Here is a 17520-nt window from a genome sequence, read left to right as displayed (position 1 = left end):
CATCCGTCAATCAGACGAAGGAGATTTTTTAGAGGCGTTTTTCTGTGACCGCGAACGGGTCCGGGAGTGCCGCGGCGACGCGGGCCAGCACGCTGTGCCAGTCGCCGCGTGCCGGTTGGGTGAACAGGCGCAGCGTGGGATACCAGGGGCTGTCGTCGCGTGCGTTCAGCCAGCGCCAGCAGCCGGCGAAGCGGTTGAGCAGCCAGACGGGTTTGCCCAGCGCCGCCGCGAGATGCGCCACCGAGGTGTCGACGGAAATAATCAGGTCGAGTTGGGAGATGAGCGCGGCGGTGTCGGCGAAATCGTGCAGTTGGTCGGTCCAGTCCGTGAGATGAGGGTTGGTGTCGGGGCGTTTCGCCAGGTCGTCGGTTTTTTGAAGGCTGATCCAGTGGATGTGCGGTATCGCGAGCAACGGCGCGATTTGCGCGAAGCTCAGGCTGCGCTGCCGGTCGACGGCGATGCCGGAATGGCCGCCCGCCCAGACCACGCCGACCCGTAGCATCGAAGGTTGTGACTGCGGCAACGCTTCGAGTCGTCGACGCCACGCCGTAGCTCGCCCGGTCTCGGCTTGCAGATAAGGCGCGGCTGCCGGGATCGTGTCGACGCGGGTACCGAATGCCATCGGCAGCGACATCAGCGGGCAATAGCAGTCCCATTCGACGAGGTCGGCGGGGACTGCGTCGAGCATCACGAGGCCCGGCCAACGGGCACATAGCGAATGCTCGTACAGTCGACGTAGCGGCAGTGGACAGACGTACGCCACTTTCTCGAAACGCCCGAGCCCGAGCAAAAGCGGCAGATAACGCACGAACTGCAGGCTGTCGCCGAAACCCTGTTCGTGGAGAACGAGCAGGCGTTGCCTGGTCGCGCGAGGCTCGATGCCGCCGTCGTGCCAGCGCTCACCCGCCCAGCGCGGCAGCGGCACCTGCACCGGCACGCGGGCAGGCTGTCCATCGGAGCGCTTGAAACTGACCCAACGGTCTTCAAACAACGGCCAGGCTTCGTCGAAGCGCCCAGTGGCGAGCAACAGCATCGACAGATTGTTGCGCGCGACGAGATTGCCAGGCGCCAGCCCGATCGCATGCCGGTAATGCCGTTCCGCGTCGGCCAGCAAGCCGAGATCGCCGTACACGCGGCCCAGATTGTTGTGCGCCGCCGAGTGCTCCGGCTCGAGTTCGAGCGTACGGCGATAGCTCACCGCGGCGTCGTCGAGACAGTCGTGATGGTGCAGTGTCAACGCTAGGTTGTAGTGCAGCGCGGCGAGTTCCGGCTTGATCGACAGGCCGCGGCGAATACTTTGCATGGCCGCGTTCGTATCGCCGAGTTTCAGGTGGATCGCATAAAGCGTGTTGAACAGGATGGGTTCGGGGCGAATCCGGATCGCGCGCTCGAGCCAGTTTCGCGCCTCTGCGGCATCGCTTTCGGCCAGCGCCACCAGCCCGTTCAGATGAAGCGCGCCCACGTGTGCGGGATCGTGTTGGAGAAGTTCTGCGGCGAGCAGGCGAACGTCGTCGAACCGCCCCGCTTGATAAGCCGCGACGGCCTCGTCATGGAGTTGCTGCGTATCGTTGGGCATGAGTGGCGAACGAGGGCCCGGGATGCGCGGTTCCGTGGCAACGGGCCGTTCGATCGCACGGCGTACACGGACGCAAAGGGCAGATGAGAGAGAAGCTCGGCGGCGCAGAACTCGCACCGGAAAACCCGGTTTCCGATCGAGCGAAGATTATCTTCGTCACGAATCGGCTCGTCTTTAGGAGCGCTCCGAAACCTGGCTCGCAAACAACCCGCAGCGGCTAGTCGTAACCGCCCACCGTCAGCACCTTCATCACTGCGCGATAAGTCGTGTACGCGAGCCAGTTCAGCGCACGCGTGCCGGCCGGACGCGCGGCATAGCGCGCTTCGTCGATGCGTCGCGAGTCCTTGAAGGCGACGAGAATCGCATCGCGCAGCACGTCGATCGACGGGTCGTTGACCAGCACGACGTTCGCCTCGTTGTTCAGCATCAAACTCAACGCATCGAGATTCGACGATCCGACCGTGGCCCAGTTCGAATCCACCACGGCGACCTTGCCGTGCAGCAAGGTTTTCTCGTATTCCGCGATATGCACGCCCGCCTTCAGCAGCGAGCGATACAGAAACGGCACCGCGTAATCGAGCGCCTTGAACTCCTTGCGGCCGATAATCAGCTTCACCTCGACGCCGCGCCGCGCGGCCAGCACGAGTGCGCGCCGCAGCTTGCGCCCCGGCATGAAGTACGGATTGGCCAGCAGCACTTCACGACGCGACTGGCCGATTGCGGTGAGATACGCCTTCTCGATCGCACGCCGGTTGATCAGGTTGTCCCGTGCGACGAACGCCACGCAAGGCTGACCGCCCGCCCACAGTTGCTCGTTGCGCCTGCGTCTGCGCCGCCGCAAGCTGCCGAGCGACGCCGCGGTATCCGGTCCGAGATCGGGTTGCAGCGATTCGATCGGCCGATGCCCGAGACGAATCCGCCGCCACTGCAGTTCGAACGCCTGGCGAATGTCGGCGACTACCGGTCCATGCAGTTCCACCGCGAAGTCCCAGCGTCGGAAGGGCAGTTTCTCGCCGTTGTTCTCGTAGTCGTCGACGATATTGATGCCGCCGCAATACCCGAACTGATCGTCGATGACGGCCAGCTTGCGGTGCGTGCGCGAGAACCCGAAACGCCCGAACAGATGCGGGTTGTAGATACGATGATCGATGCCGCCCGCCGGCCAATCGTTGAACATGGCGAGGCGCGCGGTGCCGATGCCGTCGGTGATAGCGCGGACCTTCACGCCGCGCGCGGCCGCGCGCAGCAGCGCCGCGCTGACGTCCTGACCGGCCTGATCGTTACAGAAGATATAGGTTTCCAGTACGACGTCGTGCTGTGCCGCGTCGATACGCTCGATCAACGCGGTGAAGAACGCTTCACCGGAACGCAGCAGCTTGACGTCGTTGCCGCTCGTGAAACGGTAGCGCTGCCAGTAGCGTCGACCGAGCAGCGACTGGCGTAAGCGCGCGAATCGGCGTGCGCCGCCGACGCTCACTGTCGACGCTCCCCGGGCGCCGGCTCGGCGTCGCCTCCGGTTCCGTCCTGGCCTGCCTGTGGCCGTTGCGCGAGCCGCTTCGGCAGTTGCAGGATCGCGTCGGCATTCGACGACGAAAAACAGCGCGATGCCGCCTCTTCGAACGGCAGCCATACAAACGCGGTGTGCTCGCGCGGCGCGAGCATGACGTCGAGTTGTTCCGGCACCTGCACGCTGAACCAGTGTTCCGTGTTGTGGATCACGCCTTCGGCATAGCGATGGCGGAACATCGGATAAATCTCGTATTCGATCGAGTAGTTCCAGTCGAACAACGCGCTCTGCGGAACCAGCCGGCCGCCGACCCGGATGCCGGTTTCCTCGGCGACTTCGCGCACGGCCGTTTCGCTGAGCGGCTCGTCGAGATGGTCTTTGGAGCCGGTCACCGATTGCCAGAAACCGGCGTGATCGGCGCGCTCGATGAGCAGCACGTCGAGTGCGGGCGTATGGATGACGACGAGGACGGATTGCGGAATTTTCGGCGGTTTCGGCATGGCGAGGAAACGGTGCGCAACGCTTGCGCGGTACATGTCGGTTGACGGTCGAAAGCAGTGGCTCGACTGTAACGCAAAAGTAACCCGAAAAAAGCAAAAGGCGCGAGGAGAGTCCTCGCGCCTTTTGCTTTACTTTTCGCTCTCCCGGGCGGCCTGGCTGCGTTCAGAGCGCCGGGAGCAGGTGCCGCTCGCTGCTTACGCCTTCGGTTCCGGCGTACGCAGACGGATATGCAACTCGCGCAACTGGCGCTCGTCCACTTCGCTCGGCGCCTGCGTCAGCAGACACTGCGCGCGCTGCGTCTTCGGGAACGCGATCACGTCGCGGATCGAATCGGCACCGGCCATCATCGTGACGATACGGTCGAGACCGAACGCGATACCACCGTGCGGCGGCGCGCCGTATTGCAGCGCGTCGAGCAGGAAGCCGAACTTCGCCTGCGCTTCTTCCGCGTTGATCTTGAGCGCGCGGAACACCTTGCTCTGCACTTCCTCGCGGTGAATCCGCACCGAGCCGCCGCCGATTTCCCAACCGTTCAGCACCATGTCGTAAGCCTTTGCGAGGCAGCGCGCCGGGTCCGTTTCCAGATACTCGAGGTGCTCGTCCTTCGGGCTCGTGAACGGGTGATGCGCGGCCACGTAGCGGTTGTCTTCCTCGTCGTATTCGAACATCGGGAAGTCGATCACCCACAGCGGCTTCCAGCCGGTTTCGACCAGACCGTTGGCCTTGCCGAATTCCGAATGACCGATCTTCAGACGCAGTGCGCCCAGGCTGTCGTTCACCACCTTCGCGCGATCCGCCGCGAAGAAGATGATGTCGCCGTCCTGCGCGCCAGTGCGCTCGATGATGGCCTTGACCGCTTCGTCGTGCAGGTTCTTGACGATCGGGCTTTGCAGACCGTCGCGGCCCTTCGCCACTTCGTTGACCTTGATCCAGGCCAGACCCTTCGCGCCGTAGATGCGCACGAATTCGGTATAGCCGTCGATGTCGCCGCGCGTGAGTTCGCCGCCCTTCGGCACGCGAATCGCCGCGACACGGCCGTCTTTCGTGTTGGCCGGCGTGCTGAACACCTTGAAGTCGACGTCCTTGACCGCGTCGGTCAGGTCGGTGAATTCGAGCTTCACGCGCAGGTCGGGCTTGTCCGAACCGAAGCGGCGCATGGCTTCCGAATACAGCATGACCGGGAATTTCTCATCGAGCGACACGCCGATGGTTTCCTTGAACACGTGACGGATCATCGCCTCGAACAGATCGCGGATTTCCTGTTCCGACAGGAACGAGGTTTCGCAGTCGATCTGCGTGAATTCCGGCTGACGGTCGGCGCGCAGATCTTCGTCGCGGAAGCATTTGACGATCTGGTAGTAACGGTCGAAGTTCGCGACCATCAGCAATTGCTTGAACAGTTGCGGCGACTGCGGCAGCGCGAAGAACTGACCGGGGTTGGTCCGCGACGGCACGAGGTAATCGCGCGCGCCTTCCGGCGTGCTCTTGGTCAGCATCGGCGTTTCGATGTCGATGAAGCCGAGCGAATCCAGATACTTGCGCACTTCGATTGCGACGCGATAACGCAGACGCAGGTTGTGCTGCATCTGCGGACGGCGCAGGTCGAGCACGCGATGGGTGAGACGCGTGGTTTCCGACAGGTTGTCGTCGTCGAGCTGGAAAGGCGGCGTGATCGATGCGTTCAGCACGATCAGCTCATGGCACAGCACTTCGATCTTGCCGCTCTTCAACGCGGCGTTCGTCGTGCCTTCCGGACGGGCGCGAACCACGCCCTTGATCTGCAGACAGAATTCGTTGCGCACGCCTTCGGCGGCTTTGAACATCTCGGCGCGGTCCGGGTCGCAGACGACCTGGACCAGGCCTTCGCGGTCGCGCAGATCGATGAAGATGACGCCGCCATGGTCGCGGCGGCGGCTCACCCAGCCGCACAACGACACGGATTGGCCCAGCAGTTCTTCGGTCACCAGACCGCAGTATTCAGATCTCATCGACATGATGTTTGTCTTTCGTTTTGCATTGGTTGAACGGTGCGCAGCCACCCGGGAGGGTGTGAGACGCTGCGCGCCGGCATTACAGCGGAGGCTCGACTGTCGCGCGGCGTACCGGCGCCGGCGGCGCGGACGGCGCCACGACGCCCATCGAGACGATGTACTTGAGTGCCGCGTCGACCGTCATGTCGAGTTCGACCACTTCACTCTTGGGCACCATCAGGAAGAAGCCGGACGTGGGGTTCGGCGTAGTCGGCACATACACGCTGACGTGATCTTCTTTCAGGTGGTTGAGCACGTCGCCGCCGGGGATGCCGGTCAGAAACGCGATCGTATAGGAACCACGGCGCGGATATTCGATGAGCAGCGCCTTGCGAAACGCATTGCCGCTGCTCGACAACAAGGTGTCCGACACCTGTTTGACGCTGGTGTAAATCGGGCCGACCACCGGGATGTGAGCGACGACGACTTCCCACCATTTCACGAGCTTCTGCCCAATGAAGTTCTGCGTGGCCAGACCGACGACGAAGATGAACGCCAGCGTCAGCACCGCGCCGAGTCCAGGCAGACGGAAGCCGAACAGACGTTCCGGCTGCCACGCGCGCGGCAGGAGCAACAAGGTCTGGTCCATCGTGCCGATGATCAGACCGAGCACCCACAGTGTGATGGCCAGAGGCACCAGCACCAGCAAGCCAGTCAGGAACACCGATTTGAGCGTCGTTTTTTTCGTCGTCATGTGTACCGCCAGAAAGCCGCGCGAGCCGAAGCTGCACGCGCGGCGTGTGCGCCGCTCCTGCGAGCGGCAGTCCCACTAGGCGCTACCGGAACCGCTGGAGGCGGCCGGTGCGGTGGCCGGCGCAGCCGACGTGGCGGCTGACCCCGATGAACCGGCTGCGGCCGTACCGCTTCCGGACGTCGATTCGGATTTTGCCCCGCTGTTATTCGAGGCCGCGGCATTTTCGCCGGAACCGCCATTGGCGGCGGAGTTGGACTTGGAGGCCGCAGCGGCATCCGCGTCGGACTTTGCCGGCGCGGCGGCGCCGCTATTGCCGCCACGGAAGTCGGTGACGTACCAGCCGGAGCCCTTCAACTGGAAGCCCGCGGCAGTCACCTGCTTGCGGAACGTGTCTTTCCCGCACTCGGGACACTGCGTCAATTGGGGGTCGCTCATCTTCTGAAGGACGTCTTTCCCAAAGCCGCACGATTCGCAACGATAAGCGTAGATCGGCATGATCTTTTCCCTACTGAAATCTTGTCAACGCTTGCAAAGCCTTGAATTATAGCCGCAAACAATATCGCTCCCCCGGTTTTCGGGACGAGCGCACGACGCAGCCGCCGTGCCGGAACATGGGGACGGACGGCGGCGAATCAAGTCCGGCGGTCGTCGGCGTCCGGCGCGCGTGCGTTGATTGCGTTTGATTACGCCGATTGCGCCGCGCTCAGGCGCGGCGGCGCCAGGTGAGCCAGCGCTCGCGTCCGGCGAAGACGGCGATCGAGTCCTGTACGGCTTCGTCTTCGATCAGATCGAAGTACGGGCTCAGCAGCGCTTCCAGTTCCGCGCGTTCGATGCCGAACGGCGGCCCTTTGGGCGTCGCGCCGAAGAAAAAGAAGCCGGCGAGCAGCGCGCCCGGCGATAGCAACTCCGCCATGCGACGGGCATAGTCGGCACGGCGCGCCAAGGGCAATGCGCAGAGAAACGCGCGTTCGTAGATCCAGTCGGGCGCAAATGGCGGCGGGTAGGTGAAAAAATCGGCCTGCTCGACCAGATCGCCATAGGCCACGCCCAACTGCTCGCGCGCCGCCTGCACCGCCGCGGGCGAAAAGTCGATGGCGCGCACTTCGTGCTGCTGCCCGGCGAGCCACTGCGCCTCGTACGCGCTGCCGCAACCCGGGATCAGCACCGCGGCGCCGCGATGGCGCGCCGCGAACGACTGCACAGCCAACGGCACGCCCGCCTGGTCCCAAGGCATGAACCGGCGCTCGAAGCGCTCGTTCCAGAAATTCGGCGAGTCGGGGTCGCGGGTCGCGAAGCTGGGCGGGGCGGGTTGCGTCGGGTCGCTCATCGTGGCTCTCGAAAAAATTCACCCACCTTTAACCGCCGTACGCGAAGGCGAGGAAAGCGCGCGCCAGCACGGCGCCCACACCGACCGCCACGCCGAACAGCAACAGACCCTGGAGCAGACGATTCGTGCGTTTCTGTTCGAGCAGGATCTGCCGGATCATCTCGTCGTTCACACCGCGCGTGTTGTCGTGACGCTCCGCCAGCACGTGATGAATCAGCCGCGGCAACTGCGGCAAGGTCTTGCTCCATTGCGGCGCTTCGATCTTCAGGCGCTCGTACCAGCCGCGCAGCCCGATCTGCTCGTTCATCCAGCGTTCGAGGTAGGGCTTGGCGGTTTTCCAGAGATCGAGATCGGGGTCGAGCGAGCGGCCGAGCCCCTCGACGTTCAGCATGGTCTTTTGCAGCAGCACGAGTTGCGGCTGAATCTCGACATTGAAGCGGCGCGACGTGGAGAACAGCCGCATCAGCACCTGCCCCAGCGAAATGTCTTTGAGGGCGCGGTCGAAATACGGCTCGCAAACCGCACGGATCGCGCTCTCCAGTTCCTCGACGCGGGTGGTCGGCGGCACCCATCCCGACTCCAGATGCAAGGTCGCGACACGATGGTAGTCGCGCTTGAAAAACGCGAGGAAGTTCTGCGCGAGGTAGTTTTTGTCGAAGTCCGACAGCGCGCCGATGATGCCGAAGTCCAGCGCGATATAGCGGCCGAAGTGCGCGGGGTTCAGGCTCACCTGAATATTGCCGGGGTGCATGTCGGCGTGAAAAAAGCCGTCGCGGAACACCTGCGTGAAAAAGATTTCCACGCCCTCGCGCGCCAGCTTGGGAATATCGACGCCGGCCGCGCGCAGTGTTTCCACCTGACTGATCGGCACGCCGACCATGCGCTCCATGACCAGCACCGTGGGCGTGCAAAACTCCCAATACATTTCCGGCACGAGCAGCAGATCGAGCCCGGCGAAGTTGCGGCGCAACTGGCTGCCGTTGGCCGCTTCGCGCATCAGATCGAGTTCGTCGTGCAGATACTTGTCGAATTCGGCGACCACCTCGCGAGGCTTGAGGCGCTTGCCGTCGGCCCACAGCCGCTCGGCCCACACGGCGATGTCGCGCAGCAAGCCGAGATCGGAATCGATCACCGGCAGCATGTTCGGGCGCAGCACCTTGACCGCGACCGACTTGCCCGCGTGCTGGCCGGCCTTGACCTTCGCGAAGTGCACCTGCGCAATCGACGCGCTCGCCACCGGCACCCGTTCGAAGTCGTCGAACAACACGTCCACGGGCGCGCCGAGCGACTTCTCGACGAGGCCGATCGCCACCGCCGAGTCGAACGGCGGCACCTGATCCTGCAGCTTGGCCAGCTCGTTCGCAATATCGACCGGCAGCAGATCGCGCCGCGTGGACAGCACCTGCCCGAACTTGACGAAGATCGGCCCGAGGCTCTCGAGCGCGAGACGCAAGCGCACACCCGGCGGCGCGTCGAACTTGCGACCGATCGTCGTGATGCGCAGCAATAGCCGGACGCGCCGGTCGTTGACACGGCTCAACATCATCTCGTCGAGACCGAAGCGGATGACCGTGAAGAAAATCTTGAGGAAACGCAGAAAACGCATAGTGTGCCCGGTGACTAGCGCGTGCCGCGCAACGTGGCGGCGGCGCCCGGCGCAGCGGCGCCCGGCGCGGCGGCGCCACGGGTTTCGACCTTCTGTTCAAGACGCTCGATGCGTTTTTCGACGCGCGCCAGCGCATCGCGCGCGCGCGCCAGTTCGACGTTGAAGTCGTCGAGCGCAGCGCGTCTGACCAGTTGCGGGTTTTCGTCCAGCAGATATTCGGCGGCGGTATCGAGCAGATTGCGGCCCGTGCGTTGCACCTGCTCACCCACCGAGCGCACGACGTTGGCAATGCGCCAGGCCGGGCCATCGCCGATGAGTTTCGCGAGGTCCTCTTCCGGCTCCCAGCGCAAATGCTCGGCGAGTTTGGCAATGGTGGTAGCGAACTCGGCGTCGCCTTCGATCTTCACGTGCTTCATGACGGCGGCCTGGCCGCCTTGCACGAACGCCGGCAACGCGTCCGACGGCACTGAAATCGTCACGTCGAACTGTTGCGCTTCGCTCTCGCCGACCGCGCCCAGATAGCCGTCCGGTTGCACGAGCAACATGAGCACGACCGGTGGGCAGGACAGACGCGCGGTCTTGCCCGCGTAGGGGACGAGACGCTCGCGAGCCCACGATTCGCGGGCGAGCAGATGATTGACAGCAGCAGCGAAAGGCTTGGCGGCGAGGGTCATTGAAAGTGGCAAGAAAAAACCCGCGCTGGCGAGGTGCCCGCGCGGGTTCCCATTGTACCGTCCGTTCGCTTCATGGCCTGCTATGCCGAACGGCCAACGTTAAAGGTGAAAACGGGCCGGGCGATGCAACCATCCCGACCGTGATTCAACCGTATCAATGCTGTGCGACCTGCTGGATACCGGCCAGCAACCAGCCTTCACCGGCACGATTCGACTTCGACAGATTCCACACTTCCATGAACGGTTCCGCCGGCGCGCCGACCGATTCGCGGATCAAGCCGGAGAAACGAACGCTGGCGAAATATTCGCTCGCGCGTTCTTCGACGCCGAGCAGGTCGGCATTGAGTTGCACCACGTCGGTCTGGTTGGACCCGGCACCGCGCGAGCTCAGATCGATTTTTACTTCGGCGAACATCTCGGGCGTCGTGAATTCGCGGATGTCTTCCATATTTCCGGCGTCCCACGCAGCCTGCAGGCGCACGAAGTAGACCTTGGCGTTACGCAGGAACGCGTCCGAGTCGAAGCCGGCCGGCAACGACGGCGTGGTCAACGGACTGGCTTGCGGCTGGAGATAGGAGCCCGTGGGCGGCGTGCTGTAAGTCGGTTCTTGCGGCCTGTAGCCGGTGTTGCCGGCGTTCAGCGAAGGCGCACCGCCGGCATAGGCCGGCTGCGATGCGTCGCGCTTGCGACCCAGGAAGCGCCGGATCAGCCAGATGCCGATCATGGCGATGATCGCGATCACGATGATATTGCCCATGGCGCCTGCGAAAGCCCCGCCCAGGCCGAAGTGCGACAGCAATGCCGCAATGCCCAGACCGGCTGCCAGACCGGCGATAGGACCAAGCCAGCGCGAGCGGTTAGGCGCTGCCGGCGCAGGCGCCGGAGCGGGCTGCGCACGCTGCTGCATGGCCTGATTGCTTTGGGAAGGTTGCGACGGTGTCGCCTGATGCTGCTGTTGAACGGTGCTGGATTGACGGCCGAAGCTGCGACCGCCACCCATGCGGCGGGCTTCTGCGTCGAGGGAGGCGAGAGAGCCGGCCATGATCAGACCGACCACTGCGATCAGTCCGATTCTTCTCACCAACGAACCCTTAACCTTACTGGGAGATAACAAACCTGAATCGGACATTTCGGTACTTTCCTTTAAAAATCGATGGGTTAGGAACCTTAGTATTTGGTCCCCACGTGCAAAGCTACCACGCCAGCTGACAGATTGTAATATTTGACGGCGTCGAGGCCAGCTTGTTCCATCATTGTTTTCAAAGTTTCCTGATCCGGATGCATACGGATCGACTCGGCCAGATAACGGTAGCTCTCGGCATCCTTGGCAAAACGGTCGCCGAGCCACGGCAGAACCTTGAACGAATACACGTCGTAGACCTTCTTGAGCGGGTCCCACACCTTCGAGAACTCCAGCACCAGCAGGCGCCCCGCCGGCTTCAGCACGCGGCGCATTTCCGCGAGCGCAACATCCTTATGCGTCATGTTGCGCAAGCCGAATGCCACGGTCACCACGTCGAAGTAGTTGTCCGGGAAAGGGATCTTCTCGGCGTCGCACAGCAGCGCCGGCGTAATTACGCCCTTGTCGAGCAAACGGTCGCGGCCCACGCGCAGCATCGATTCGTTGATGTCGGTATGCCACACCTCGCCGGTGTCGCCCGCCTGCTTCGCGAACGCTTTCGACAGGTCGCCGGTGCCGCCCGCGATGTCGAGCACCTTGGCGCCCGGCCGGACGTTGGCCTGGGCGATCGTGAACATCTTCCACGCCCGATGCAGGCCGCCGGACATCAGGTCGTTCATCAGGTCGTAGTTGGAAGCGACCGAATGGAACACGCCCGCCACCTTCTGCGCTTTGTCCTGCTCGTCGACCGATTGAAAGCCGAAGTGGGTTTTGCTCATCGCGCTCGTCCTTTCGCGTATTCTGGATTGTTGCGCCGCAAAAGAGCGGCGGCCGGGGCGAATCGTATCAGTGACAGTGCCCATGCGCAGCGGCTGCCGGGATCATCGGCGTATCGCGGTCGACGCCGGCCGCGGCAAGCCGGCTCAAATACCCTTGCCACAGTTTGTCCTGATGCACCGCCATCTCGTACAGCAGGTCCCACGAATAGATGCCGGTGGCGTGTCCGTCGGAGAACGTCGGCTGCAGCGCGTAGTTGCCCACCCCTTCGATCATCGTGATCGTCACGTCGCGCTTGCCGGTCTGCAAGGTTTCCTGGCCCGGACCGTGGCCCTGCACTTCCGCCGACGGCGACTGCACGCGCAGCAATTCGAACGGCAGACGATACGACTCGCCGTTTGCGTACTTCAGTTCAAGCACGCGCGACTTCGAATGCACGACCACGTCGGTCGGCACTGGGGTATCGGGAGTCAGTCCACTCATGATTCGACCTTAGTCAGGCAAGCGCCTGTTCGATTTCCTGCCGCACCGCTTCGCGCAGCAAGGTGGCCTGCGCGCGCCGCGACGACAGCATCGCTTCGGACACCGTGCGCTGGCGCGGCGCCCAGATGGGCAGGGGAAAATGCGCGTCGTTCGAGTAGCGCGGAATGACGTGCCAGTGCACGTGCGGCACCTGGTTGCCGAGGCTCGCCAGGTTGATCTTCGCGGGTTGCATGATGCGCCGCATGGCGGCTTCGACTGCGTAGACGGCCTTCATCACGCGATCGCGCTCGCTAGCCGACAGATCCGAGAACTCGGCCACGTGCTTGTTCCAGATCACCCGGCAGAAGCCCGGGTAGTCGTGTTCGTCGGCGAGGACGACACGCAGCGTGTCGTCCTGCCACAGCACATCGCCGCCTTCTTCCCGGCAAAAAACGCAGTCCATCGTCGTCCTCAGGCAAAAATCGTCGGTCGTGCCATTAAACCAGCACGCGCTCGATTCCGCCATCGTTGGCCCGGCGGACATAGTCCGCCATCCAGTCTTCGCCCAGCACGTGACGGGCCATTTCGACGACGATGTAGTCCGCTTCGGTCCCCGAGTCTTCGTTGTAACGCGACAGACCTTGCAGACAGGACGGGCAGCTCGTCAGAATCTTGACGTCGGTCGCGCCCTTCGGCTGCGGGCCGTCGCCGGCCTTGAGCACCGAGCCTTCCGCCGCACCCGCGGAACCCGCCGACGCATTCGCGCCGTTGATGCCGTTCGCGCCTGCCTCGGCCAGCAACGGAATGCCGCGCAGCTTGGCCGCGCCCTTGCGCATTTCCTCTTCCTTGCGGAAGCGGACCTGCGTCGAAATGTCGGGACGCGTGACCGCGAGCGTGCCGGACTCGCCACAGCAGCGGTCGTTCTTCTCGATCTTGTAGCCGTCCTTCTCCGAACCCATCAGCTGATTGACCAGGCTGACCGGGTCGATCGTCTTGATGGGCGAGTGACACGGGTCGTGATACATGTAGCGCACGCCGTTCACGCCTTCCAGCTTGATGCCCTTCTCCAGCAGGAACTCGTGAATGTCGATGATCCGGCAGCCCGGGAAGATCTTCTCGAATTCGTAGCCGGCGAGCTGGTCGTAACACGTGCCGCACGACACCACCACCGTCTTGATGTCGAGGTAGTTCAGCGTGTTCGCGACGCGGTGGAACAGCACGCGGTTATCCGTGACGATCTGCTCGGCCTTGTCGAACTGGCCCGAGCCGCGCTGCGGATAACCGCAGCACAGGTAGCCCGGCGGCAGCACGGTTTGCACGCCCGCTTCCCACAACATCGCCTGAGTCGCCAGCCCGACCTGCGAGAACAGCCGCTCCGAACCGCAGCCCGGGAAGTAGAACACCGCTTCCGTATCGGCCGTCGTGGTTTTCGGGTTGCGGATGATCGGGACGATCTTGTTGTCTTCGATATCGAGCAACGCGCGCGCGGTTTTCTTCGGCAGGTTGCCCGGCATCTTCTTGTTCATGAAGTGGATCACCTGCTGCGTGACCGGCGGCTTGCCGACGGTGGCCGGCGGGTGGGCCGTCTGCTTCTTCGCGAACTTCTTCAGCACTTCGTTGCCGAGGCGCTGCGCCTTGTAGCCGACGCCCATCATCGCGGTGCGCGCGAGGTTGATGGTCTGCGGGTTCGTCGCGTTGAGGAAGAACATGCCGGCCGCGTTGCCCGGATTGAACTTCTTCTTGCCCATTTTGCGCAGCAGGTTGCGCATGTTCATCGTGACGTCGCCGAAGTCGATCTTCACCGGACACGGCGTCACGCATTTGTGGCACACGGTGCAGTGATCGGCGACGTCATTGAACTCGTCCCAGTGCTTGATCGACACGCCGCGACGCGTCTGCTCTTCGTACAGGAACGCCTCGACCAGCAACGAGGTCGCGAGAATCTTGTTGCGCGGGCTGTACAGCAGGTTCGCGCGCGGCACGTGCGTCGCGCACACCGGCTTGCACTTGCCGCAACGCAGGCAGTCCTTGATCGACTCGGAAATCGCGCCGATGTCGGATTGCTGCATGATCAGCGATTCATAGCCCATCAGGCCGAAGCTCGGCGTGTAGGCGTTGCGCAGGTCGGCGCCTTCGAGCAGCTTGCCCGCATTGAAGCGGCCATGCGGATCGACGCGCTGCTTGTACGCGCGGAATTCGCCGATTTCGTCTTCGGTCAGGAATTCGAGCTTGGTAATGCCGATGCCGTGCTCGCCGGAAATCACGCCGTCGAGCGAGCGCGCCAGCTTCATGATGCGCGCGACCGCCGTATGAGCGTCCTGCAGCATCTCGTAGTTGTCGGAGTTCACCGGCAGATTCGTATGCACGTTGCCGTCGCCGGCGTGCATGTGCAACGCGACGAACACGCGGCCGCGCAGCACTTTCTTGTGAATGGCCTGCGCTTCGTCGAGGATCGGCTTGAATTCGCCGCCATTGAAGATCTGCCGCAATTCGGCGCGGATTTCCTGCTTCCACGACACGCGGATCGTCCGGTCCTGAGTCAGATGGAACACCGTCGCGTCCGGCTGCGTGTCGGTGCGATCGGCGAATTTCTCGGCGAGCGCCTCGTAGCCGAGACCGACCAGATAATGCTGCGCCTCGCGCAACGACATATCGAGCCGGTCGCGCAGGAATTCCCAACGGTTGCGAACGTGACCCAGCAGGTCGATCGCGCTCTGCACGCGGTCTTCGAGCAATTCCGCGCTGGGAATTTCGTTGGCGTCGTCGCTCTTGCCGAGCGGCAGCTTGCCCGCCTTGAAGAACGCTTCGAGCGCGTCCACCAGTTGCAGCTTGTTCTTGATCGACAGTTCGATGTTGATCCGTTCGATACCGTCGGTGTACTCGCCCATCCGGTTGAGCGGAATGACCACGTCTTCGTTGATCTTGAACGCGTTGGTGTGCTTGGCGATCGCCGCGGTGCGGCTGCGGTCGAGCCAGAAGCGCTTGCGCGCCTCGGCGTTCACGGCGACGAAACCTTCGCCGCTCTTGCCGTTGGCCATGCGCACCACTTCCGAGGTTGCGTGCGCGACCGCATCCGCGTCGTCGCCGACGATGTCGCCGATCAGCACCATCTTCGGGAACGCGTTGCGCTTGCTCTTGGTGGCGTAGCCGACCGCGCGCAGATAACGCTCGTCCAGATGCTCGAGGCCGGCGAGAATCGCGCCGCCCTGCCGCGACGTCTCGAACAGGTAGTCCTTGATTTCGACGATGCTCGGAATCGCGTCGCGCGCCTGGCCGAAGAATTCGAGGCAGACAGTGCGCGTGTGCGCCGGCATCTTGTGCAGCACCCAGCGCGCGGACGTGATGAGCCCGTCGCAGCCTTCCTTCTGCACGCCCGGCAAACCGGCGAGGAACTTGTCCGTCACGTCCTTGCCGAGACCTTCCTTACGGAACACGCGGCCCTTGATGTCGAGCGCTTCCGTGCGCATCAGCTTCTCGCCCGGCGCGTAGTTGCCGTCGAACCAGTTCAGTTCGAACCGCGCGACTTCGATGTCGTGAATCTTGCCCATGTTGTGGTCGAGGCGCGTGACTTCGAGCCAGTTCCCTTCCGGGTCGACCATGCGCCACCAGGCGAGATTGTCGAGCGCCGTGCCCCACAGCACGGCCTTCTTGCCGCCCGCGTTCATGGCCACGTTGCCGCCGACGCAGGACGCGTCGAGCGAGGTCGGGTCGACCGCGAACACGAAGCCGGCCTGTTCGGCGGCTTCGGTCACGCGACGCGTCACCACGCCGGCGCCCGAGAAAATGGTGGCGACTTTGCGCTCGACGCCGGGCAATTGGGTCATCTCGACCGCGCCCAGCTGCTCGAGTTTTTCCGTATTGATGACGGCCGAGAACGGCGTCAGCGGCACGGCGCCGCCGGTATAGCCGGTGCCGCCTCCGCGCGGAATCACGGTTAGACCGAGTTCGAAACAGGCCTTGATCATGCCGGCGATTTCGGCTTCGGTATCCGGCGTGAGCACCACAAAGGGATATTCGACACGCCAGTCGGTCGCGTCGGTCACGTGCGAGACGCGGGACAGACCGTCGAACTTGATGTTGTCCTTTTCGGTGACGCGGCCCAGCACCTTGGTCGCGCGACGGCGCAGGTCGTAGGTCTTCTGGAATTCGCTTTCGAACGCATCGACGGCGCGGCGCGCGGCCGCCACCAGCGTTTCGACGCGTGCTGCGCGGTCGACACCGGCATTGTCGCCATGAGCGACCAGATCGGCGCGACGGCGCTTTTCGATTTCGCTCAAACGGTGGTGCAGCGCTTCGATCAGCAGCGCGCGGCGCTTCGGGTTGTCGAGCAGATCGTCCTGCAGATACGGATTGCGGCGCACGACCCAGATATCGCCCAGCACTTCGTACAGCATCCGCGCAGAGCGGCCGGTGCGGCGTTCCGCACGCAACTCGGCAAGCGCCGCCCAGGCTTCGTCGCCGAGCAGACGGATGACGATTTCGCGGTCGGAAAACGACGTGTAGTTATAGGGAATTTCGCGCAGACGCGCTTCGGGATCGGCAGCCACCGCAGCGGCTGCGCCGTGCGGATCGAAAACTTGAGGTGCGTTCATGTTCGGACGACTCGGTGGATCAGCCCGACGCGCTCGAGAGAGAGGCGCCGGCTGACGGTGCGCGTGGGGCGCAATGCTGGAAATCTTTCTTGGGGAGCGAAGCAGGACCGACGGCCGGAACTCACGTGGATCGCTTCGCGGCGCTCAGAGGCAGCTACACGATCGTGCGTGGCGCAGATGCCGCTCGGCCGCGGGGCAACACTCACGCGGGGCGGGCATCAAATGGGCGATCCGAGGCTGCCAATGCATCTTCCGATCCTTTTTCCAAAAGCGAATTCTACCGCATGATCCCGCCGCGCGTTGCCGCCTGAAATAGGAGATGTGACGGGACTTTGCGCCGATTGGCGAAGAAACTTGCACCCGCCACCTTGCGCACAATTAACCAACCGGACGGTCGGCTGGTCCGCTGCTCAAGCCGCCCGGGCGATACGGCAAGGTCCGGCGCGCGTACCGATGGCGCTATCATTCAGCCTTTCCCGCCTTTCACCGCGCTTCGCGCCACCGTATGGCTGCCCACGACTACCTGAAAAAAATCCTCACCGCGCGCGTCTACGACGTGGCTCGCGAGACCGAACTCGAACCGGCGCCGAACCTGTCGGCGCGGCTGCGCAATCCGGTTTATCTGAAGCGCGAGGACAACCAGCCGGTGTTTTC

General features: G+C 63.5%; 14 protein-coding genes. All 14 read right to left on the bottom strand.

All coding sequences use genetic code 11. The annotated features are described in order from the left end of the window. Positions 1-28: 28 nt before the first annotated feature. The gene (locus FQ746_RS20735; protein ID WP_144111527.1) at positions 29-1576 is read right to left on the bottom strand and encodes a tetratricopeptide repeat protein; all 1548 of its coding nucleotides are present in this window, start codon (positions 1574-1576) and stop codon (positions 29-31) included. A 217-nt stretch (positions 1577-1793) separates the two neighbouring features. Next, positions 1794-3053, bottom strand: coding sequence for a cardiolipin synthase ClsB (clsB, locus tag FQ746_RS20730; RefSeq protein ID WP_144111526.1), 1260 nt, complete (start codon positions 3051-3053; stop codon positions 1794-1796). Beyond that, positions 3050-3583, bottom strand: a complete 534-nt coding sequence (gene nudB / locus FQ746_RS20725; RefSeq protein WP_144111525.1) for a dihydroneopterin triphosphate diphosphatase — start codon at positions 3581-3583, stop codon at positions 3050-3052. Before nudB ends, clsB begins: the two co-directional genes overlap by 4 nt. A 195-nt stretch (positions 3584-3778) precedes the next feature. Further along, entirely contained in the window at positions 3779-5578 is a 1800-nt protein-coding gene (gene aspS / locus FQ746_RS20720) for an aspartate--tRNA ligase (RefSeq protein WP_144111524.1), read from the bottom strand. Between the two features lie 76 nt (positions 5579-5654). Then, positions 5655-6308 carry a DUF502 domain-containing protein gene (locus FQ746_RS20715; protein ID WP_144111523.1) on the bottom strand — a complete coding sequence of 218 codons (654 nt, stop codon included), beginning with the start codon at positions 6306-6308 and terminating at the stop codon, positions 5655-5657. Positions 6309-6383: 75 nt separating this feature from the next. Then, positions 6384-6803, bottom strand: a complete 420-nt coding sequence (locus FQ746_RS20710; RefSeq protein WP_144111522.1) for an FmdB family zinc ribbon protein — start codon at positions 6801-6803, stop codon at positions 6384-6386. 208 nt (positions 6804-7011) lie between these two features. Then, the gene (locus FQ746_RS20705; protein WP_144111521.1) at positions 7012-7635 is read right to left on the bottom strand and encodes a methyltransferase; all 624 of its coding nucleotides are present in this window, start codon (positions 7633-7635) and stop codon (positions 7012-7014) included. A 28-nt stretch (positions 7636-7663) separates the two neighbouring features. Beyond that, entirely contained in the window at positions 7664-9241 is a 1578-nt protein-coding gene (ubiB, locus tag FQ746_RS20700) for a ubiquinone biosynthesis regulatory protein kinase UbiB (protein ID WP_144111520.1), read from the bottom strand. A gap of 14 nt (positions 9242-9255) precedes the next feature. After that, positions 9256-9915 (bottom strand): SCP2 domain-containing protein, encoded by a 660-nt coding sequence (locus FQ746_RS20695; protein WP_144111519.1) that lies wholly within the window; start codon positions 9913-9915, stop codon positions 9256-9258. 154 nt (positions 9916-10069) lie between these two features. Then, positions 10070-11044, bottom strand: a complete 975-nt coding sequence (locus FQ746_RS20690; protein ID WP_144111518.1) for a Tim44 domain-containing protein — start codon at positions 11042-11044, stop codon at positions 10070-10072. 38 nt (positions 11045-11082) lie between these two features. Continuing rightward, positions 11083-11814 carry a bifunctional demethylmenaquinone methyltransferase/2-methoxy-6-polyprenyl-1,4-benzoquinol methylase UbiE gene (gene ubiE, locus FQ746_RS20685; RefSeq protein WP_144111517.1) on the bottom strand — a complete coding sequence of 244 codons (732 nt, stop codon included), beginning with the start codon at positions 11812-11814 and terminating at the stop codon, positions 11083-11085. Between the two features lie 67 nt (positions 11815-11881). Then, on the bottom strand, positions 11882-12295 hold the full coding sequence (locus FQ746_RS20680) for a gamma-butyrobetaine hydroxylase-like domain-containing protein (protein ID WP_144111516.1): 414 nt from the start codon (positions 12293-12295) through the stop codon (positions 11882-11884). Between the two features lie 13 nt (positions 12296-12308). Further along, positions 12309-12737, bottom strand: a complete 429-nt coding sequence (locus tag FQ746_RS20675) for an HIT family protein (RefSeq protein WP_144111515.1) — start codon at positions 12735-12737, stop codon at positions 12309-12311. Between the two features lie 34 nt (positions 12738-12771). Continuing rightward, on the bottom strand, positions 12772-16866 hold the full coding sequence (locus FQ746_RS20670) for a DUF3683 domain-containing protein (protein ID WP_144111514.1): 4095 nt from the start codon (positions 16864-16866) through the stop codon (positions 12772-12774). Between the last annotated feature and the right edge of the window lie 654 nt (positions 16867-17520).

The sequence above is a fragment of the Paraburkholderia sp. BCC1886 genome, assembly GCF_900996245.1.
Lineage (GTDB): Bacteria > Pseudomonadota > Gammaproteobacteria > Burkholderiales > Burkholderiaceae > Paraburkholderia.
The sequence above is the reverse complement of the archived record's forward strand: the minus strand, read 5'-3'. Positions and strand labels throughout refer to the sequence as shown.